A 20,065-nucleotide genomic window follows, 5' to 3' on the forward strand; every position below is an offset into this window, starting at 1 on the left:
TCAGAGGGGCCGGCCCTCAGAGTGAAGACAAAGGTCGTTTTTATCGCGGCCTTTTCTTTATGTATATTTGTAAAAATGTCGATTTTAAGCAGGTTTTTTCAAAAAATATGAGTATGTTTATGATGAATACAATGATTGCTATATTTGTCCTAATGACCAGATACTAAAATACAGTACTACAAACAGAGATGGTTATAAGGAATATAAAAGCTGTGGGCACATCTGCGAGAAGTGTGATTTCTTGAGCCAATGTACAGCAAGTAAGAACCATGTAAAAGTGGTAACTCGACATGTATGGGTACCGCTACAAATACCATATCTGCAATCGTATCCAGCTTTGAGCCGAACTCACTGACGGTACCTGTTTTCCTTGCCACAGCACCATCAATCATATCTGAGAATCCGGCAGCTATATACAGTGCATAAAACATTGGCGATAATGCCGGACAGAACAATAAAGCAACGCTGAGCACTAGTCTGATTCCAGTTATGATATTAGCCATTTTACATCGGTGTCCCTACTTCTATCAGGTTCCCATCCGGATCATAGAAGCGTATGACCTTCTGTCCCCAGCTATGCGTCATAAGCCTGTTGACGTATTTCACATCCGGATAATACTTTTCAAGTTTTTCCACAAAGCCTTCTATGTCACGTTCCTCAAAATAGAGCTCACCGGCATTATTCTCCGGAATGATTTCTTTCCCAAGGAACTCTTTCCAGTATTTTTCCTCCTGCAGTACCATCCCTTCTGTCAGGATCATATTTCCATCATTGTCATGAATCATCTCAAGACCGAACAGATCATGATAAAACTGTCTGGCTCTCTCGATGTCTTTTACAACGATCAGCACATTTTTAAGCTTCATTATCTTCCTTTCTTTTTCTCAGAATCCTTAATCCTGTAATAATCCTCAGCGTCTACACCAATATTCACATGATGCTTCGCCTTCGCATTTTGGTTAATCAACTGAACCACGGTCTCGACTGTTGTTTACTTGAGCAACCAAATATCATAATGACATAGAGTGGCTACCTCAGCAATATTCTTTATTCTATTAGAGCATCTTTTGTAACTGTTTTTGAATAAGCAAAATCCATGTCACCATCTATAAGTACTATATCTCTGTACATATTAGGGTTAAGGAGTTTTATCACTTCAGCCTGTGAGATATAAAAACTAATCCCCGGCGCGTTACAACTCATAAGATTTACACCCGCGTCTTCAACATCTTTATGTGTAATTAAATACAAAATATTCTCCAGACAGCTATACTCTCTGTAGTCTCTCAAACCCGGATCATGACCATAATTCTTATTTGGATCATCCTCCTCATAATCATATGTTGGTATAATAAGGTCCTTGTTCTCAATTCTCAATTCATCAAATGCATAGCCGTCATCATATACAGAAAAAAATATGCCCTGCCCAACAATAAAACTCTCACTATAAGGAGTTCCATTATTGATGTGGATATACTGTTGAATTTGAAGATTATTCTTGTCAAGGACATCAGCGTCTATTAATTCGAAAAGCTTGACTCTGCTTTGACTTATACTATCTATCAAATCTCTCTTTGAAATCAATTTTTCTTTTTCGTTCTTGATTTCCTTAACATAGTCAACATCTTCAATATATTCATTAACGCTCTGATAGCCTGCCTTCCTTGCATCATTCTCAAACATTTTTCCGGCCACCATAAACTTGAGCGGATAGATACTCTTTATCGCTTCTGTGTTATTTCGCAAAGTCTCAACGCGCGTAATCTCTATATGTTTAAGCTTTTTCATTGCTTCTATGTCGGACGTTAAGATAGTATTAAAATCGCATTCCAAAACCAAGGTTGGTAATTCTTTAATATGTTTAACTATTTCAGGATATTCACCTTGTAACTGTTCTATGCTTTTGCATCCAAGTGCTTTCCAGACATCCTTTGCTAATAAGTATACCTTGTCTTCAATCACTATTCTGGTTCTAAACAGACTGATTCTATTCATGAAGTTTCCCCGATTTCTTAGCAAGTTGCTTATCTTCCTTTTGTACTTTTCTTTCCAGTTTTCTAATATCCTCAGAAGGAGGAAGATTTTCCGGTTTGATTCCCCTTTGCCCCAGCATCTCTCTTACTGAACTGTTGTTGTCAACATGTTCAACCGTTATAGCAGACTCCCCTTGTAAATCCTTTTCTTCAACATTGTAATTTGTCATCTCTGTTGCAAGATTCTTGGCTGCTATTGTAAGTGTCGGCAAAAAATCCGCCAACGGCCTTGAGTCCTTGACACCAAGACGTTCTTTCATTTCTTTGGTGGTATGTCCTCCAAATAAAGCCTGATCACCTTTTGAGCGTATTCTTGCGAACCCGGCATCGTCAACACCACGCTCATAGATATTCTGAGATAGTCGCTTTTCCGACTCCCTAAGCTTACCACGCGCTTCTGTTCTTTCTATATATGCAATTCGTTCTTCAATAAGTTCCTGCTTTCTTGTTTGCACCGCAAAATAACTCTGCGCGAATGCAATCTGTTCCTTTCGGGGATCTCCATTCTCAGCAATGAGATAGCAGGCATAACGAGTGAGCATATAATCATCCACTTCTCGATTTCCGCCTTTACCGATTTTTATCATTTTGCTGACATCAGCAAAATGATCCTTTACAGTTATCCCATTGTTTTCACAAGAAGTCTTTGCCTTTTCTATGGTCTTCTCAAAATTTCTCCATTGAGCATATTCCAGCAGTTCCATCAACTCTCTTGCATACCAGAATTCAATGCCATTCTCTTCATGCCTGATATCATCAAATCTTTTCTTATACTGTATTATTGCTTTTTTCTCCAAGTCTTTCCCCTCCTGCTACCTCCAACTTTTCCAAAATGCGAACCCGCATAAGCGGTTCGGTTCCACCGTGGTATGGTTCGGAAGCTCTCACATCATAAAGACTCTTATCAATATTGTCAGAAATATTATATTGAAGATGCCTGAGAACACGCCATATATCAATGAGGTCCCGGCAGGTGTCGCTTTTATAGGAATCATGAAACATTACGTTCAGCGCCATTCTCAGCTTCTCCGTCATTTCATCTCTATCTTTAATCCATTCATGAAATCGCCTGTCATTCTCAGGATCATTTTTATCATAGAAAAACCTGTCTTCAGCAATAATGTCAGCAACCAGATCTGGTTGATTCATCAGAATACGTCCATATATTTCCGTAGACAAAATCAGTAAGTTTAGCTGTTCTTCCGTCATCTCTACTTCCAATTTCATAATCCGTCACCTTCCTTGACATTCATAGTCTGGATTTATATAATATTACCAATGGTAATATTATATTGTTACCATTGGTAATTGTCAAGGAGGTTATTATGAACCATACGAACAATACTCTTATTCCTGAACGACTCAAATCGGCAAGAGAAAGGCTTAACCTTTCCAAAGCTGAAGCTGCACGGCGGATTGGATTAACGGCTGCATCCTACGTTAGATATGAAGCAGGTGACCGCAGGCCTTCTCCACAGGTCATAATATCGATAGCGGAGAAAATGAATACATCAGTTGCCTATTTATCAGGAGAAACAGATGATATTTCCCCTGATGTAATAAACATTCATAAAAGTAGTAATCCTATCTTATTTGAACTGATAAAGAACACTCAAAGCGCAGATGACACAACTTTGCAACGCTTGCTTACTTATTACCATCAGCTGACCAAAAACGATTAGTTTGTATTATCGTTTTTCTTTATCTGCCTCTGCGTCCTTAACCCGATAATAGTTTTCCATATCAAGCGTAAACGTGACATGATCCTTTGCATTTCGAAGTCGTTCGAGCAAACAACAGGTCTCAATATTAGCCGTAAACGGAAACATATCTACACAACAGACTCTTTTCACCTCATATCCGGCCTCTAGCAGCATTTCAAGATCTCTAGCAAGCGAAGTTGGTTTACAAGATATGTACACTAAACTTTCCACCTCGTAGGATAACAATTTTTTCAGAGCCTTTGCAAGAACCCCTTCTCGCGGAGGATCTACCACAAGGAAATCCGGTTTTTGTTCAATATTATCCAGCACCGCAAATACATCCCCTGCAATGAACTCACAATTTTCAATGTGATTTTCCTTTGCATTCTCACGGGCAGCTTTCACAGCTTCTTCTACAATTTCAACCCCAATAACCTTTTGGGCTGATGCTGCCATAAGCTGTGCAATCGTTCCTGTACCACTGTACAAATCATATACAATTTTATCATCCCCGGCTGAACCAATAAAATCTCTGGCTGTCTCATAAAGCACTTCCGCACCAAGGGAATTGGTCTGAAAAAAGGAAAATGGCGTAATCTTAAACTTCAGTCCGAGCAATTCCTCATAAAAATAATCCTTACCGTAAAGTGTTGTCATTCCCTGATTGATAACCGCATCCGCAAGTGAATCATTTTGTATCTGTAATATACCGGCAATTTGCGACTCCAATGGCAAGTTTAACAACTGTGTTTTCCATTGTTCTAAAAGCTGTTCTTCTCTACATCCAAGTTCATCCGTCTGTGTACTTGTCACCAGACACACTAAAATCTCACCGGTCTTTTCTCCTCGTCGCAATAGTAAATGTCTCAAATAACCTTTATGCGTATTTTTATGAAAAAAAGGAATCTTGCGTTCCCGAAAATAAAGCATCGTCATCTCAAGAATCTTTCCGAAATCTTCGCATGCAATTCTGCAATCCCCTACCGGAACAATATCGTGAAAGCTACCTCTTTTATGCATTCCCAGTGTCAAAGGCCCATCCTTCATCTCGTCTCCAAAGGAATACTCCATCTTATTCCGATAACCATCCATCTTAGGCGAAGGTTTTACGCCTTCAAATACATCATCCTCTAGCATATAAAGGAGTTCCTTTACCTGATTATACTTAATCTGAAGATGCGTATCATAATCCATCGATTGATACAGACATCCGCCACAAATTCCAGCATGCTTACAACGAGGAATCGCAAGCTCATTAGGTGCTTTTTCAATGACCGAAAGCAACGTTCCTTCTGCTTTTCCTTTTCGTTTTTTGGATACTCTAGCCTGAATTCGTTGCCCCGGCAAAGCATTCTTAATCAGAATCTGTTCTCCTTCTTCCGTAACAGCAATCCCTTTGTTCGGAAATCCGATTCTTTCTACATTAGCTTCTACAATCTGACCTTTTTTCATAGTATCTCCTTTTTTATGCAAAATAAAAAAGGCCCTAAAACAAGAGCCCTTCTTCATTTTACTTCTAAATCTCTAAATCCGTAAGAAATGATTAATCCTCATCATCAAAGAAATCATCATCAAAGTCATCATCAAAACCGTCATCATATTCATCGATATAATCCGGTGCAAAATAACGATACAGGAAATAGAATGCAACGCCCGCAGCAACAATGATACCTGCTACAATCAAAAATCTGCGGAACTTCTTCTTATCTCGATTCGCCAACATATTACTCAATTTTTCAAATTTAATTAAATCACTCATGGATCCCACTCCTTTATCAATTAATTATACGTTCAAATAACTTGCACTAATTATAGCACATCTAATATCTCGATACTAGATTTTTTTCAATTTTGCAAATGTAGCAAACATTTTCTTGACACCATAATTATCAAACAAAACCGTCACCTCAAAATCACGACCTCCACGCACGATTTCCTGTACAAGACCTTCTCCGAATTTCATGTGTCGCACGCGATCTCCTACAACATATTCAAGCTGACCTTCCGACAAAGAAGCCTTCCCAAAATCTTTTGCTTCACGCTTAGGTGCACTTGACTTAGTCAGATAAGAATTTTGTTTAAAAGCAGACTTTGCCTGTCTTGACGGACTCTGCTCACGAATCGGTCTTGTCTCGTTAATTGTTCCGGTCAAAAGTGTCGAATCAATTTCCTTTACAAATCTAGAAACTCTGGCAAAATTTATTTCCCCTCGCACCATTCGCATTCTAGCTGAGGTAATTGTCAGCTGTTTCATTGCTCTTGTAATTCCCACATACATCAGGCGACGTTCTTCTTCAACTTCGGATTCATCCCCCGAAGAGATGGACATATAAGAAGGAAACAGCCCGTCTTCAAGGCCGGCCAGATAAACATTTGGAAACTCTAACCCTTTGGCGCTGTGCAGTGTCATCAATACCACATATTCACTTTCCTCTTCTAAATTGTCAATATCTGCAATCAGGGCAACCTCTTCTAAGAATCCACCCAAAGTCGGCTCATCAACCTCTTCTTCGTAGGTTGCAATTTTATTGATTAATTCGTCAATATTTTCTATACGAGAAAGTGCCTCATCTGTACCTTCTGCCTCTAATTCCCGAACATAGCCGGTCTGCTCGATAATCTCTTCTATCAATTCTCTTATAGACAAGCCGCTTAACAGCTTCGTACGCATCACTTGAACAAATTGGACAAATGTTTCTATCTTGGCAGCTGCTCTAGAAACCGAAGAGATTTCCTGCACCCTTAAAAGCGCATCATAAAAGCCGATTCCCTGCTCATCCGCATAACCGGAAACTTTCGCAATTGTTGTTGCACCAATCCCGCGTTTTGGTACATTAATGATTCGCATTACGGCCAGATCATCTCGTGCATTGTCTATCGTCTTTAAGTAGCTTAGTAAATCCTTGATTTCCTTACGCGCATAGAAGTTTACGCCCCCGATAATCTTATACGGAATATTCTCTGCCACAAAACGTTCTTCAAACAATCGCGATTGCGCATTGGTTCGATAAAGAATCGCACAATCTGAGTACCCAAACGTACCTTCTTTTACCTTTGCTGCAATATCATGAGACACAAAATATGCTTCTTCATCCCCATTTTCAAATTGTTTAAATACAATCTTATTTCCTGTTGGATTCTCTGTCCAAAGCGTCTTCTCCTTACGACCATAGTTATTTCTTATCACACTGTTCGCCGCATTTAAGATATTTTGTGTAGAACGATAATTTTGCTCAAGTCGAATCACATGCGCTTTTGGATAATACTGTTCAAAATTAAGAATATTTTGAATATTTGCCCCTCTAAATTTGTATATGGATTGATCATCATCACCAACGACACAAAGATTCTCATATTTTCCCGCCAATAACCGAATAAGTTCAAACTGCGCTGTATTGGTGTCCTGGTATTCATCTACCATCACATACTCAAATCGTTCCTGATATTGCCGGCATACCGTTTCATCTTTTTGCAACAATTCAACCGTCTGCACAATCAAATCATCAAAATCCATGGCATTGTTTTTCTTTAAAGCACTTTGATATTCCCGATAAACCTGCGCATATGTGGACTTCACGTAATCTCCGTTTGCTTCCCGTGCATACTCTGTCGGATTTATCAGCTTATCCTTTGCTCCGGATATCTCCGCCATAAATGTCTTTTCTTTGAATCTTTTCGTATCGATATTAAGCTTTTTACAGATTGTTTTAATCAAATGCTTTTGGTCATCACTATCATAAATTGTAAAATGATTCTCATATCCGATTCGATCCGCATAGCGCCGTAGTATTCTTACGCAGGTAGAATGAAATGTCGCAACCCAAATCGCATCTGCTCCAAATCCGACTGCGCGATCGACTCGCTCCCTCATCTCTCCTGCCGCCTTATTGGTAAATGTAATTGCCAAAATCTTATATGGAGCTACATTATTCTCTATTAAAAAAGCAATTCGGCTCGTTAACACTTTCGTTTTTCCCGATCCGGCTCCTGCCAAAATTAAAAGCGGCCCTTGCGTATGCTTTACAGCCTCTAATTGTCTATCATTTAACTCTTCGTACATTCTATACTCCCATCTGATAAAGAAAGCATCAGGGGAATTGATTCCCTGATGCTCTTTCTTATTTCTTCAACCGTTCAAATACCATATCGTACCCGTCATTACCATAATTCAGTGCTCGATTCACTCTACTAATTGTAGCCGTTGAAGCACCTGTCAGTTCTGCAATGTCCTGATATGTCTTTTCTTCCCGAAGCATCTTCGCAACTTCAAACCTTTGAGATAGCGAAAGTAATTCATTCACTGTACATACATCCTCAAAAAAACGGTAACATTCTTCTTTATTTTCAAGCGATAATACAGCATCAAACAATTGTGAAATCGCTTCTGTTCGTAGTTCTTTTCCCACTGTGATTCACCCCGAATTAATAATTATTCTTTTTCGGATTATGTCCGAAATGCAATCTAGTGAGATTTTAACATATTAAAGTTGTAAAGTAAATATAGAAAAATTGGACGAAACCTCTTTTATCCTATATAATGAACAAAGTCTTATAAATCTGACTACGAGGAGGTAATCTATTTTGAACAAACCGGTATTGGTAATTATGGCAGCCGGCGTCGGCAGTCGTTATGGTGATAAACTCAAACAACTCGATGCGATTGGCACTTGTGGAGAACCAATTATGGAATTTTCCATCTATGATGCCAAGAAAGCAGGATTTGAAGATGTGGTCTTCATCATAAAAAAAGAAATCGAATCTAAATTTAAATCCGAAATCGGCGATCGTATTTCCAAATATATGAACGTACGTTATGCATATCAGGAAATCAATGCCCTTCCGGAAGGCTTTCAGGTTCCCGGCGACAGAAGTAAGCCTTGGGGTACTGCTCACGCACTTCTTTGCGCAAAGGATGTCATTGATGGACCGTTTGCAGTAATTAATGCGGATGATTATTACGGCACCTCAGCCTTTGAACTTATTTATAACTATTTGACACGTACACAAGATGACAGCAAATTCCGCTATGCCATGGTATCTTATGAGCTGAAAAATACAATTTCTCCAAATGGTACTGTTTCTCGCGGAGTCTGCACAATCGGAAACAACTCCTACCTTTCTTCCATCCAGGAATACACGAAGATTAAAGGTGATGAACAAGGAAACTGCGAATATTCCCTAGATGATGGCATCACGTTTACTTCTATCGACGGTAATTCCCCTGTTTCTATGAATCTTTGGGGATTTTCCAAAAGTTTTCTTGAAGAAATCGAAAAGCGTTTCCCTGCCTTTTTAGAGGATGCTTTGAAGAATGCGCCTGAAAAAGCGGAATATTTCCTTCCAAGCGTTGTATCTTCTCTTATGGCTGAAGACAAAGCTACCGTCAAAGTGCTTCCTTGCAAGGATAAATGGTATGGTATCACCTATCACGAGGACAAGTTCCCAACGGTTCTTGCTCTTTCTAGAATCACCAGAGCCGGTGTCTATCCGCAACCACTGTTTGGCACTCCGGTTAATATCTAGTAATAAGTAAAATATTTTCTAAAACAAAGGAGCAGTAGATACCCGTTAGGATATCCACTGCTCTATATTTTAATCAACTCAATAATATTCCCCATAAATCAAGTCAAGACTCGCTCGCGAGTCTTGCGCGCCGGATTCGGGTCTGCTTCAGCAGACAAATTCCTGTCCGAATCCGTGCGCATCCTCGCGGAGCGTTTAACTCAGTCGGAGCTTGTACTCCGACTGAGTTAAAATTGTACAAGCTATACGGCCTCAGCAAAATATTCCTTAACCAGTTGCTGTGCTTTCTTTTCCAAATCAACATGAATGTCTAGACCGCCCTTTTGCGCTTCTTCCCTCACCACTCGGCGCGCAAGATTCTTACGGGTGACAAAAGGCATCTTTCCCTTGGATTCTTTTTTCAAACTTTTTTCCAACTGACTAATACAAACTGCCTCAACGGTTTTTCCTTCATATTTAATCATATTAAGATCCCCTTCCTCTCTCAACATTATGTATAGTTGCTATATATTCTAACTATATTTTGCGGATACCAATTGGTATACCATTCGTTTGCAATTACATTTTAACACTATCTTTCTCAACTTTCAACCATTCTCTTATCTTAATTTCGGATTCATCCGTTTCAAACGTTTTGATGCTTCATAATTTCATTGACAAAAACTTGTAAAAAAAATAAAATTTATATAAACAAAAGGTGCGCGAAATACGCTACTTACCAAGAAAAAGGAGGAGTCATTTACATGAACAACTTAACATTAGCTGTAGAAAACGAGATTGCTGTTCTTACCATCACAAGACCGGCTGCGTTAAATGCATTAAACAGCGAAACATTAGATGAATTAAACGAAGTATTAACAGAGATTGAAGCTCGCGATGATATTAAGGTCGTAATTCTGACCGGCGGTGCTGATAAGAAAGGCAATGAATTCAAGTCTTTCGTAGCCGGAGCTGATATCTCAGAAATGGTGAACTTTACTGCTGCACAGGCTCGTGCCTTTGGAATGCGTGCATCGGTTCCTTTCTTTAAATTAATGAACATGCGTCAGGTTACCATCGCTGCTGTTAATGGTTTTGCGCTCGGCGGTGGATGCGAGATTTCTATGGCCTGCGATATTCGTATTGCATCCGACAACGCTTCTTTCGGACAACCTGAAACCGGTCTTGGCATCATCCCTGGATTTGGTGGAACACAGCGTCTTGCAAGATTAGTCGGAATGGGTCGCGCCAAAGAACTGATTTTTACCTGTGATACAATCGATGCACAGGAAGCTTATCGAATTGGATTGGTTAATAAGGTCGTACCGAAAGAAGAACTTATGAGCACTGCTAAGGAAATGGCTGCAAAAATCGCTTCTAAGGCAAGCTATGCTATTGCCGTTGCCAAGGCAGCCATCAACAATGGTTACGATATGGATATTAAAAATGCGGTTGAAATGGAAGCCAATCTCTTTGGCATTACTTGCTCAACACATGACAAAACAGAAGGCATGAGCGCTTTTCTTGAAAGAAGAAAACCTGACCTTACTGATTTCTAATCTGCTATTACCTACAAAGGAGCTCGTATATTATGTCAAATATTAAAATTGGTTTCATCGGAAGCGGCAATATGGGCAGTGCTATGATTGGCGGAATCATTCAATCAAAGCTCGTAGATGCCGACCATGTAATGGTAAGCGATCCTATGGAAGATAAATTAGCTTCCATAAAGGAACGCTTTTCTATCAAAACCACAACTGATAATAAAGAAGTTGCAACATTTGCCGATTATTTGTTCTTGGCTGTTAAGCCTAATATCATCCGCGATGTCATCTCTCAAATCAAAGATGTCATTACAAACGATAAGGTCATTATTTCCATTGCTGCCGGTACACCGATTGCTGCAATCGAAGAAGCCTTTGGCAAAACAGTCAACCTGATTCGTGTTATGCCTAATACACCGGCACTTGTTGGCGAAGCTATGAGTGCTTTATCTCCAAATGAAGAGATTAACGATGAGCAAATTTCTTTTGCCTGCAAAGTATTTAACAGCTTCGGCAAATGCGAAGTTGTAAAGGAATCTCTTATGGATGCCGTTGTCGGCATCAGTGGTTCTTCTCCAGCCTATGTCTATATGTTTATTGAGGCTATGGCGGATGCCGCTGTATGTGATGGCATGCCACGTGCACAAGCTTATAAATTTGCCGCACAGTCCGTTTACGGTGCTGCCAAAATGGTTCTTGAGACAGGTGAACATCCGGGGGTATTAAAGGATGCCGTCTGCTCCCCTGCCGGAACGACAATCAAGGCGGTTGCCAAACTTGAAGAAAAGGGATTTCGTGATGCTGTCATCAGCGCTCAGTTAGCATGTTCTGAAATGTCACGAGAGATGTCTAAGAAAAAATAAAAAAAAGAAGGAGAAGATTATGTTTAAGGAATTCAAAGAATTTGCCCTAAGAGGCAATATGCTTGATCTCGCTATCGGTATGATTATCGGTAGTGCATTTACAGCAATTGTTAATTCTGTTGTAGATGATATCATCATGCCACTCCTAGGTCTTTTTACCGGAAATATTGATTTTTCCAATCTGTTTGTATCACTTGATGGAAATCATTATGATTCCCTTGCACAGGCCGAAGAAGCCGGTGCTGCCGTTATAAAATACGGCTCATTTATTGGATACGTAATCTACTTTGTCATTATTGCATTTATTTTGTTCTTAATAATCAAAGGGATTAACAAAATGATCGAGAAAAGCAAAAAAGAAGAGGCTGCAGATCCTACTACAAAAGAATGCCCATATTGTGCTAGTGAGATTCCAATTATAGCAAAAAGATGCCCACAATGTACAACTCCTTTAGAAGGCTTTGTAGATCCTGCAAAATAAAATAAAACGCCCGAAGATATCTTACAAGAGCATATCTTCGGGTTTTTTTCGTCTTCTTTTCGTGGTACTATTCTCCCATTAGTTTTTCTTAAGAATCATTTTAGAAACGTTTTATTGTTTTGCCACATCCTGGACATAAATTCTCGATATTATAATTTTGCGATAAACAAAATAATACCTATAAACAACATATAACTCCCTATCTTATTTTTATGATTTGAAAAAAGCAACCTATTATCCGGTTGCTTTTTTCATTTCCATTTTTATTCCATTTCTTCTAAAAGCTTATCGATACTTACCAGTTTTACACATACAATAAACACTTCTACCGCCATACGCAGATCCTCCATAGAAGGATAAGATGGTGCAATTCGAATCACGCTATCATGCGGATCCTTTCCATATGGAAATGGCGCACCTGCAGGCGTCATCTGTACACCTGCTTTTTTACAACGTGAGACGATCTTTTTGGCACAACCTTCAAGCGCTTCAAAACAGATAAAATAGCCGCCCTTTGGTGTATACCATTTTCCGATTTCTAATCCGGTAATCTCTTCATCTAACCGATTCAAAATCAATTCAAACTTCGGACGCATAATATCCGCATGTTTCATCATATGCTCATAAATTCCATGAATATCCTGGAAGAAACGTACATGGCGAAGTTCATTAACCTTATCATGTCCAATTGTCTGTACCTTCAACTGTTTTTTAATATCTTCAAGGTTATTAAGTGAAGTTGCTATACAGGCAACGCCTGAACCCGGAAATGAAATCTTAGATGTCGATGCAAATTTATATACCATATCCGGATTACCGGCTCTCTTACATTCTGCCAAAATCTCAATAAGATTATCCTGATCCATATCATATAAATGATGAACGCCATATGCATTGTCCCAATATATTCTAAAGTCAGGTGCTGCAGGCTTCAATCTTGCAAAACGACGAACCGTCTCATCAGAATAGGTGATTCCGGTTGGATTGGAATACTTTGGCGTACACCAGATTCCCTTTATAGATGCATCACTAGATACAAGCTGCTCTACCATATCCATATCCGGACCGGTTGAATGCATCGGAATGTTAATCATCTCAATCCCAAAATGTTCTGTAATCGCAAAATGTCTATCATAACCCGGAACAGGACATAGGAATTTTACTTTATCTAATTTGCACCACGGTGTACTTCCCATTACACCATGTGTCATAGAACGTGAAATCGTATCATACATCACATTCAAGGAAGAATTACCGTAAATAATAATATTATCCGGATTACATTCTATCATGTCGCCTAAAAGCACTTTTGCCTCATGAATTCCATCTAGCACACCATAATTACGACAATCTGTTCCATCTTCACAGCGAAGATCCGCATCTGAGCTAAGCACATCCATCATTCCCATGGAAAGATCAAGCTGTGCGGTAGAAGGTTTTCCTCTGGACATATCCAAATGAAGCTCACTATTTTGGTATTCCTTATAGACAGCTTTTACTTTTTTTCTCTCTTCTAATAATTCTTCTTTTGACATTGATGCATATGGTTCCATCTTATTCCTCCTAAATCTAATCTAAATCTTCTAATTCTTTTAGATGATCATATATCTTCTTTTCATATCCAATCTGGGTTGGATGATAAAACTTACTTCCGACCAATGAATCCGGCAGATATTGCTGCTTTACATAATGCTGCGGAAAATCATGCGCATATTGATATCCGATTCCATGCCCAAGCCTCGCAGCGCCCTTATAATGTGCATCCTGCAAATGAACCGGAATAGAATCTGTCTTCGTCTTTTCTACTGCCTGTGAAGCCTTTTCAATTGCCATATAAGCGGCATTGCTTTTTGGCGCCGATGCAAGATAGCAGACTGCTTGCGATAGGACAATCTGTGCCTCTGGCATTCCTATTCTCTCAACAGCCTGTGCGCAGGAGACCGCAACTGTAAGTGCATACGGATCTGCATTTCCCACATCTTCTGATGCCAGAATCATAAGCCGTCTGGCAATAAATTTAATATCTTCCCCTGCATAAAGCATTCTGGCCAGATAATAGACTGCTGCATCCGGATCGGAACCACGGACACTTTTTATAAATGCAGAGATGGTATCAAAATGCGAATCTCCATCCTTATCATACTTTACTATCCTTTTTTGAATACATTCAGATGCAATCTCTTTTGTTATATGAATGATCCCATCTTGATCCGGCTGTGTGGTCATTACCCCAAGTTCAAGAGCTGTCAATGCGCTTCTTGCATCGCCATTTGCAACATCCGCCAGAAATTCAAGTGCCTCATCATCAGCCTGCGCCTGAAATGCTCCTAGTCCTTTTTCTTCGTTGCTTAGTGCTCTTTGCAACAGCTTCTTTATATCCGAAACTTCTAAAGATTTTAATTCAAATATAATGGATCTAGACAGCAACGCTCCATTTACTTCAAAATACGGATTCTCTGTTGTTGCTCCAATAAGCGTAATCGTTCCATCTTCCACAAAAGGAAGCAGATAATCTTGTTGCCCTTTATTAAAACGATGTATCTCATCAATAAACAAGATGGTCTTCTTCTGATACATCCCCATTGTCTTCTTTGCCTTTTCTACTACCTGTTCCATATCTTTTTTACCGGCAGCAGTCGCATTAATCTGGGTAAATTCAGCGCTAGTCGAACCTGCAATCACTTTCGCCAGTGTTGTCTTTCCACACCCCGGCGGACCATAAAAAATTACAGATGACAACCGATCCGCTTTAATTGCCCGGTACAACATCTTATCCTTCGCAACAATATGCTCCTGACCTACCACTTCTTCCAAAGTTGTCGGTCGCATTCTTGACGCAAGGGGAGCACTGCTTTCCATTTCCTGATTTCTCATATATTCAAACAGATCCATCATGCCCTCCTTTACCTCAAAAAAAGGGGCCTAAAAACATCTAAAGCCCCTTTGTTTCTTTCCTATTATAAGTACTTTACATTTGAAATGCAACTTTTCTTTTTTTGATTCGATTTAAGCCGGAACAGTTGCTGTCAATTTTCCTTGTTCTAGACTAATTACGATGGTATCACCTTCCTCAACCTCATCTGCCAAAATACATTTTGCAGCTAACGTTTCCACTGTTTTTTGCAGATAACGCTTAATTGGTCTTGCTCCATAGGATGGATCATAAGCTGCATCCGCTATATAATCGGCCGCCTCATCCGTAAGCGTAATTGTAAGCTCGCGATCTGATACACGCCGGTTAAGATCCGCCATCAACAACTTCATAATATCTTGAATATAAGCTTTTGTCAGCGGTTTAAACATGATGATTTCATCTAGTCTGTTCAAAAACTCCGGTCTGAAATTACTATGTACCCGGCTCATCACACTTTCTTTCGCCGATTCCTTGATGCTTCCATCCTCTTCAATTCCCTCTAACAAAAATTCCGAACCCAGATTAGAGGTCATAATTAAAATGGTATTTTTAAAATCTACGGTTCTTCCCTGAGAATCTGTGATTCGCCCATCATCAAGTACCTGAAGTAATACGTTAAATACATCCGGATGCGCTTTTTCTACTTCGTCAAACAATACCACACTATATGGTTTTCTTCGAACTGCTTCTGTAAGTTGTCCTCCTTCTTCATATCCAACATATCCCGGAGGCGCTCCAATGAGTCTTGATACCGAATACTTTTCCATATATTCACTCATATCAATTCGAACCATATTATTTTCATCGTCAAACAGACTTTGCGCCAAAGCCTTTGCCAGCTCCGTCTTACCAACCCCGGTCGGTCCCAGGAACAAAAATGAACCAATTGGTTTTCCCGGATCTTTGATACCGGCTTTTGATCGAATGATAGCTTCTGTTACTTTCGTAACTGCCTCATCTTGACCCACAACTCGTTTGTGCAATTCTTCATCTAGATGAAGCGTTTTATTTCGTTCTGATTCTGTTAGCTTTGCTACCGGAATACCAGTCCATCTCGAAATAATCCTTGCGATTTCTTCATCGCTGACATTTTCATGAACCAACGAACGATCCTGCCTACGCACAGCTTCTTCTTCCGCCTTTAATTCCTGTTCTAATTGAGGCAGACGTCCATATTGAAGCTGCGCAGCCTTTTCTAAGTCGTATTGTTGCTGCGCAATCTCAATTTCTTTTCTCACCTGCTCAAGTTCCTCACGAATGAGCTGCACCTTTTCGACAGACTTCTTTTCATTATCCCATTTGGATTTTTGTTCATTAAATTCGCTTCGAAGTTCTGCAATCTCTTTTTGCAGATCCGAAAGTCTTTGCTGAGATAGGCGATCGGTCTCTTTCTTAAGCGCCATTTCCTCAATCTCAAGTTGCATTAATTTGCGATTCATCTCATCAAGCTGTGCCGGCATAGAATCAAGTTCTGTCTTCACCAGCGCGCAAGCTTCATCTACAAGGTCAATTGCCTTATCCGGCAAAAATCTATCTGATATATATCGATTGGACAATGTCGCTGCACTCACCAAAGCTGCATCTGCAATCTTTACTCCATGAAAGACTTCATAGCGCTCTTTCAGGCCACGAAGGATGGAAATCGTATCCTCCACGGTCGGTTCTTCCACATGCACCGGTTGAAAACGTCTTTCAAGAGCTGCATCTTTTTCTATATATTCACGATATTCATCTAGTGTAGTCGCTCCAATACAATGAAGTTCGCCCCTCGCCAAAAGTGGCTTTAACATATTTCCTGCATCTAACGCTCCATCCGTTTTGCCTGCTCCGACAATTGTATGAAGTTCATCTATAAAGAGAATAATCTGTCCATCAGAGTTCTTCACTTCGTCCAATACAGCTTTTAGACGTTCCTCAAATTCACCACGATATTTTGCCCCTGCTACCAGCGCTCCCATATCAAGTGCATATAGGATTTTATCCTTCAAACCTTCCGGTACATCTCCCTTAACAATACGCTGTGCAAGTCCTTCTACAACAGCCGTCTTACCTACGCCCGGTTCTCCTATGAGCACCGGATTATTCTTTGTCTTACGTGACAAAATACGCACAACGTTTCGAATCTCACTATCTCTTCCAATTACAGGGTCAAGCTTTTGTTCTCGCGCACGCTGCACCATATCAAATCCATACTTTTCCAGCGTATCATAGGTATCTTCCGGATGATCCGTATCAACTTTTTTATCACCACGAACACTATTAAGTGCTGTCATAAAGTTATTTCGATTGATATTATATTCCTTTAACAACTGTTTGATATCCTTATTTGGATACTTTAACATGCTTAAAAACAGATGTTCAACCGATACATAAGAATCCCCCATCTTCTTGGCTTCATCTTCTGCACAAATCAATACCTTGTTCAAAGCCTGCCCAACATAATTCTGACCGCCGGATACCTTCGGCCGTTTCCCGAGAAGATTTCTCACCTCCATAAGCAAGCTATTTACGTCAACATCCATCTTCTCGAGAAGATTTCCAAGCAATCCACCTTCCTGCTCTAACAATGCGCACAGCAAATGTTCTTGCTCAATTTCCTGATGATCATTCGCTACCGCTATCTTCTCGCATTCTTGCACTGCTTCAATCGATTTTTGTGTAAACTTTTGAATATTCATATTGCACTCCTCCTTCCACCCATAAGGATTCTCACAACCATAAAATAGCACCTTTTGTTAGCACTGTCAAGAGTTGAGTGCTAATATTGTCAGAAAATTTTCCATAAAAATTCGCTGCAGAGATATCTTTCCATTCAAGAACTTATCTCTACAGCGTTCACTCTACATAATTTATATCAATGTAACACCATTTATTCTTTATTATGTAGATAGCATAACATTTCAAAGGTTACAAAAGGGATACACGCAATCCCCCTCTTAACCGAAGTCAAGACTCGCTCGCGAGTCTTGCGCGCCGGATTCGGGTCTGCTTCAGCAGACAAATTCCTGTCCGAATCCGTGCGCATCCTCGCGGAGCGTTTAACTCAGTCGGAGAAATCCCCCACCTACGCTAACGCTTAGAGGTGGGGGATTTCTCCGACTGAGTTAATACTCAATTCCTTCTCTTGCTTTGATTCCTCGATCAAATGGATGTTTGATTTTTTTAATTTCAGATATATAATCTGCTTTCTCTATAAACTCCACTTTCGGATTTCTTCCGGTCATAATAATTTCACAATCCTGAAGCTTTTTTATTGCCGCAAGAACCTCGTCCACTTGCAGAAGGTTTGCATTTACAGCATCTAATATTTCATCCCAGACAACAACGCCGGCTCTTCGATTTATAGCGGTATCCACCAAGGACTCGAAATACTTCGGATAATTAGTCTGTGCGCTTTTTAGCTCCTCTTTTGTCATGCTTATGGTAAACTTAACCAGCCCCGAATAAGAAATCACATCAATTCCCGGCACATAGGAAAATGCTTCCACTTCCCCACTAGAGCCACCTTTTAAAAACTGGCCAATCACAACATGATGTCCTCTTCCCGCTGCTCTAAGCGCAAGTCCCATTGCCGCAGTTGTCTTTCCTTTTCCATCTCCTATATATAAATGTAACATCCTATACTCCTATAGCTCGCAGTTCTTAACAGTTCTTGGAAACGGCACAACATCTCTGATATTTTGCATTCCCGTCAAATACATCAAACATCTTTCGAATCCCAATCCGAATCCGGCATGACGTGCCGAACCATACTTTCGTAAATCCAGATAGAATTCATAATCTTTTTCACTCATTTGAAGTTCCATCATTCGCTGCTTTAATTTATCCAGATTATCTTCCCTTTGCGAACCGCCAATAATCTCGCCGATTCCCGGTACCAAACAGTCTACTGCCGCAACCGTTCGACCATCTTCATTCATTTTCATATAAAATGCCTTAATTTCTTTTGGATAATCCGTTACAAAGACTGGTCGTTTAAATATTTCCTCCGTCAGATAGCGTTCATGCTCCGTCTGCAAATCACAGCCCCAGGTCACCTTATAATCAAATCGGTCATTTTGTTTTGCCAAAATTTCGACTGCCTCCGTATAAGTGATTCTGGCAAAATCATTTTCCAGCACGTTGCGCAAACGCTGCTTTAATCCTTTATCAACAAAGGAATCAAAAAAATCAATTTCCTCTTTTGCATGCTCTGTCACATAGCGAATGATATATTTAAGCATTTCCTCTGCCAAGATCATGTCATCATATAAATCTGCAAATGCAATCTCTGGTTCAATCATCCAAAACTCTGCAGCATGGCGTGTCGTGTTCGAATTCTCAGCTCGAAAAGTCGGCCCAAATGTATAAATCTTCTTAAATGCCATCGCATAGGCTTCCCCATTTAGCTGCCCGGATACCGTAAGATTTGCCGGTTTTCCAAAAAAGTCCTGCCCGTAATCAATCTCTCCTGCTTCATCTTGAGGAACATTATTAAGGTCCAGTGTCGTTACCTGAAACATTTCACCTGCGCCTTCACAATCACTGCCGGTAATAATCGGCGTATGCACATAAACAAAATCACGCTCCTGAAAAAATTTATGAATTGCATAGGATAGAACCGAACGAACACGAAAAACTGCTTCAAATGTATTGGTTCTTGGTCTTAAATGTGAAATCGTTCTTAGATATTCAAAAGAATGTCTCTTTTTTTGCAGTGGATAATCCGAGGTAGATGCCCCCTCCACTTCAACCTTTGATGCCTGTATCTCAAATGGCTGTTTTGCATTTGGAGTCTCCACCAAAACACCGGTTACCACAAGTGCTGCTCCAACATTGAGTTTTTCCACTTCCTCAAAATTGTCCAACTCATTTGTATATACGACCTGAATTGGCTCAAAAAACGTTCCATCATTTATCACAATAAACCCAAATGTTTTGGAATTGCGAATCGAACGTACCCATCCGCCTATGCTCACTTCCTGTTCAAAATACGGATTCGGATTTTGAAATATCTCCCTGATGTCTATAAGTTTCATACCAGA

Annotated in this window: 19 protein-coding genes and 2 pseudogenes; 6 read left to right on the plus strand and 15 right to left on the minus strand. The window is 39.9% G+C overall.

What is annotated here, in order from left to right; all coding sequences use genetic code 11:
* Positions 1-91: 91 nt before the first annotated feature.
* A pseudogene (locus tag BLS20_RS13500) lies at positions 92-304 on the plus strand (transposase); the annotation flags it as partial.
* A 49-nt stretch (positions 305-353) separates the two neighbouring features.
* Here the strand turns inward: BLS20_RS13500 and BLS20_RS13905 are convergent.
* From BLS20_RS13905 to BLS20_RS06385, 5 genes and pseudogenes are all read right to left on the minus strand, one after another.
* Positions 354-503: pseudogene (locus BLS20_RS13905) on the minus strand (CDP-alcohol phosphatidyltransferase family protein); the annotation flags it as partial.
* A gap of 1 nt (position 504) precedes the next feature.
* Complete coding sequence (locus BLS20_RS06370; protein ID WP_090173422.1) at positions 505-867, minus strand: VOC family protein; 363 nt, start codon at positions 865-867, stop codon at positions 505-507.
* 181 nt (positions 868-1,048) lie between these two features.
* Positions 1,049-1,996 carry a hypothetical protein gene (locus BLS20_RS06375; RefSeq protein WP_090173424.1) on the minus strand — a complete coding sequence of 316 codons (948 nt, stop codon included), beginning with the start codon at positions 1,994-1,996 and terminating at the stop codon, positions 1,049-1,051.
* Positions 1,989-2,831, minus strand: coding sequence for a DNA damage-inducible protein D (gene dinD / locus BLS20_RS06380; protein WP_090173425.1), 843 nt, complete (start codon positions 2,829-2,831; stop codon positions 1,989-1,991). Before dinD ends, BLS20_RS06375 begins: the two co-directional genes overlap by 8 nt.
* Positions 2,803-3,261 carry a hypothetical protein gene (locus BLS20_RS06385; protein WP_090173427.1) on the minus strand — a complete coding sequence of 153 codons (459 nt, stop codon included), beginning with the start codon at positions 3,259-3,261 and terminating at the stop codon, positions 2,803-2,805. The genes dinD and BLS20_RS06385 overlap by 29 nt, the downstream gene beginning before the upstream one ends.
* Before the next feature lie 98 nt (positions 3,262-3,359).
* Between BLS20_RS06385 and BLS20_RS06390 the strand changes: the two genes are divergently transcribed.
* Complete coding sequence (locus tag BLS20_RS06390; protein WP_090173429.1) at positions 3,360-3,716, plus strand: helix-turn-helix domain-containing protein; 357 nt, start codon at positions 3,360-3,362, stop codon at positions 3,714-3,716.
* Positions 3,717-3,722: 6 nt separating this feature from the next.
* Here BLS20_RS06390 and rlmD read toward each other — a convergent pair whose 3' ends face one another.
* The 4 genes from rlmD to BLS20_RS06410 form a co-directional block, all read right to left on the minus strand.
* Positions 3,723-5,189 (minus strand): 23S rRNA (uracil(1939)-C(5))-methyltransferase RlmD, encoded by a 1,467-nt coding sequence (gene rlmD, locus BLS20_RS06395; RefSeq protein ID WP_090173431.1) that lies wholly within the window; start codon positions 5,187-5,189, stop codon positions 3,723-3,725.
* A 91-nt stretch (positions 5,190-5,280) separates the two neighbouring features.
* The gene (locus BLS20_RS06400; protein WP_090173433.1) at positions 5,281-5,496 is read right to left on the minus strand and encodes a hypothetical protein; all 216 of its coding nucleotides are present in this window, start codon (positions 5,494-5,496) and stop codon (positions 5,281-5,283) included.
* A gap of 75 nt (positions 5,497-5,571) precedes the next feature.
* Positions 5,572-7,797, minus strand: coding sequence for a DNA helicase PcrA (gene pcrA / locus BLS20_RS06405; protein WP_090173435.1), 2,226 nt, complete (start codon positions 7,795-7,797; stop codon positions 5,572-5,574).
* Between the two features lie 58 nt (positions 7,798-7,855).
* Positions 7,856-8,143: a YerC/YecD family TrpR-related protein gene (locus BLS20_RS06410; RefSeq protein WP_090173437.1), complete on the minus strand. Its 288-nt coding sequence runs from the start codon at positions 8,141-8,143 to the stop codon at positions 7,856-7,858.
* A 175-nt stretch (positions 8,144-8,318) separates the two neighbouring features.
* On the opposite strand from BLS20_RS06410, the gene BLS20_RS06415 reads away from it, so the two are divergent.
* A complete protein-coding gene (locus BLS20_RS06415) occupies positions 8,319-9,260 on the plus strand; it encodes a sugar phosphate nucleotidyltransferase (RefSeq protein ID WP_090173438.1) in 942 nt (313 codons plus the stop codon).
* 242 nt (positions 9,261-9,502) lie between these two features.
* Here BLS20_RS06415 and BLS20_RS06420 read toward each other — a convergent pair whose 3' ends face one another.
* Positions 9,503-9,724, minus strand: coding sequence for a hypothetical protein (locus BLS20_RS06420; RefSeq protein WP_090173440.1), 222 nt, complete (start codon positions 9,722-9,724; stop codon positions 9,503-9,505).
* Positions 9,725-10,003: 279 nt separating this feature from the next.
* On the opposite strand from BLS20_RS06420, the gene BLS20_RS06425 reads away from it, so the two are divergent.
* The 3 genes from BLS20_RS06425 to mscL are packed head-to-tail and all read left to right on the plus strand — an operon-like array spanning position 10,004 to position 12,127.
* Entirely contained in the window at positions 10,004-10,798 is a 795-nt protein-coding gene (locus BLS20_RS06425; RefSeq protein ID WP_090173441.1) for an enoyl-CoA hydratase-related protein, read from the plus strand.
* A gap of 32 nt (positions 10,799-10,830) precedes the next feature.
* Positions 10,831-11,646, plus strand: a complete 816-nt coding sequence (proC, locus tag BLS20_RS06430) for a pyrroline-5-carboxylate reductase (protein ID WP_090173442.1) — start codon at positions 10,831-10,833, stop codon at positions 11,644-11,646.
* A gap of 19 nt (positions 11,647-11,665) precedes the next feature.
* A complete protein-coding gene (gene mscL / locus BLS20_RS06435) occupies positions 11,666-12,127 on the plus strand; it encodes a large conductance mechanosensitive channel protein MscL (RefSeq protein WP_090173444.1) in 462 nt (153 codons plus the stop codon).
* A gap of 263 nt (positions 12,128-12,390) precedes the next feature.
* On the opposite strand, the gene BLS20_RS06440 is transcribed toward mscL, so the two are convergent.
* The 5 genes from BLS20_RS06440 to asnS form a co-directional block, all read right to left on the minus strand.
* Positions 12,391-13,680 (minus strand): aspartate aminotransferase type Ic, encoded by a 1,290-nt coding sequence (locus tag BLS20_RS06440; protein ID WP_090173446.1) that lies wholly within the window; start codon positions 13,678-13,680, stop codon positions 12,391-12,393.
* Positions 13,681-13,696: 16 nt separating this feature from the next.
* Positions 13,697-15,019, minus strand: coding sequence for a replication-associated recombination protein A (locus BLS20_RS06445; protein ID WP_090173448.1), 1,323 nt, complete (start codon positions 15,017-15,019; stop codon positions 13,697-13,699).
* Positions 15,020-15,133: 114 nt separating this feature from the next.
* Positions 15,134-17,719 carry an ATP-dependent chaperone ClpB gene (gene clpB, locus BLS20_RS06450; RefSeq protein ID WP_090173450.1) on the minus strand — a complete coding sequence of 862 codons (2,586 nt, stop codon included), beginning with the start codon at positions 17,717-17,719 and terminating at the stop codon, positions 15,134-15,136.
* Between the two features lie 426 nt (positions 17,720-18,145).
* A complete protein-coding gene (locus tag BLS20_RS06455) occupies positions 18,146-18,658 on the minus strand; it encodes a cob(I)yrinic acid a,c-diamide adenosyltransferase (protein WP_090173452.1) in 513 nt (170 codons plus the stop codon).
* 9 nt (positions 18,659-18,667) lie between these two features.
* Entirely contained in the window at positions 18,668-20,059 is a 1,392-nt protein-coding gene (gene asnS, locus BLS20_RS06460) for an asparagine--tRNA ligase (RefSeq protein WP_090173657.1), read from the minus strand.
* Positions 20,060-20,065: the final 6 nt, after the last annotated feature.

The organism is Eubacterium oxidoreducens (assembly GCF_900104415.1).
Taxonomy (GTDB): Bacteria; Bacillota; Clostridia; order Lachnospirales; family Lachnospiraceae; genus Eubacterium_C; species Eubacterium_C oxidoreducens.

Coding starts and splice junctions, on each gene's coding strand:
- BLS20_RS06370 (WP_090173422.1), bottom strand. CDS start 867: ATGAAGCTTAAAAATGTGCTGATCGTTGTAAAAGACATCGAGAGAGCC.
- BLS20_RS06375 (WP_090173424.1), bottom strand. CDS start 1,996: ATGAATAGAATCAGTCTGTTTAGAACCAGAATAGTGATTGAAGACAAG.
- BLS20_RS06385 (WP_090173427.1), bottom strand. CDS start 3,261: ATGAAATTGGAAGTAGAGATGACGGAAGAACAGCTAAACTTACTGATT.
- BLS20_RS06390 (WP_090173429.1), top strand. CDS start 3,360: ATGAACCATACGAACAATACTCTTATTCCTGAACGACTCAAATCGGCA.
- rlmD (WP_090173431.1), bottom strand. CDS start 5,189: ATGAAAAAAGGTCAGATTGTAGAAGCTAATGTAGAAAGAATCGGATTT.
- BLS20_RS06400 (WP_090173433.1), bottom strand. CDS start 5,496: ATGAGTGATTTAATTAAATTTGAAAAATTGAGTAATATGTTGGCGAAT.
- pcrA (WP_090173435.1), bottom strand. CDS start 7,797: ATGTACGAAGAGTTAAATGATAGACAATTAGAGGCTGTAAAGCATACG.
- BLS20_RS06420 (WP_090173440.1), bottom strand. CDS start 9,724: ATGATTAAATATGAAGGAAAAACCGTTGAGGCAGTTTGTATTAGTCAG.
- BLS20_RS06425 (WP_090173441.1), top strand. CDS start 10,004: ATGAACAACTTAACATTAGCTGTAGAAAACGAGATTGCTGTTCTTACC.
- proC (WP_090173442.1), top strand. CDS start 10,831: ATGTCAAATATTAAAATTGGTTTCATCGGAAGCGGCAATATGGGCAGT.
- mscL (WP_090173444.1), top strand. CDS start 11,666: ATGTTTAAGGAATTCAAAGAATTTGCCCTAAGAGGCAATATGCTTGAT.
- BLS20_RS06440 (WP_090173446.1), bottom strand. CDS start 13,680: ATGGAACCATATGCATCAATGTCAAAAGAAGAATTATTAGAAGAGAGA.
- BLS20_RS06445 (WP_090173448.1), bottom strand. CDS start 15,019: ATGGATCTGTTTGAATATATGAGAAATCAGGAAATGGAAAGCAGTGCT.
- clpB (WP_090173450.1), bottom strand. CDS start 17,719: ATGAATATTCAAAAGTTTACACAAAAATCGATTGAAGCAGTGCAAGAA.
- BLS20_RS06455 (WP_090173452.1), bottom strand. CDS start 18,658: ATGTTACATTTATATATAGGAGATGGAAAAGGAAAGACAACTGCGGCA.
- asnS (WP_090173657.1), bottom strand. CDS start 20,059: ATGAAACTTATAGACATCAGGGAGATATTTCAAAATCCGAATCCGTAT.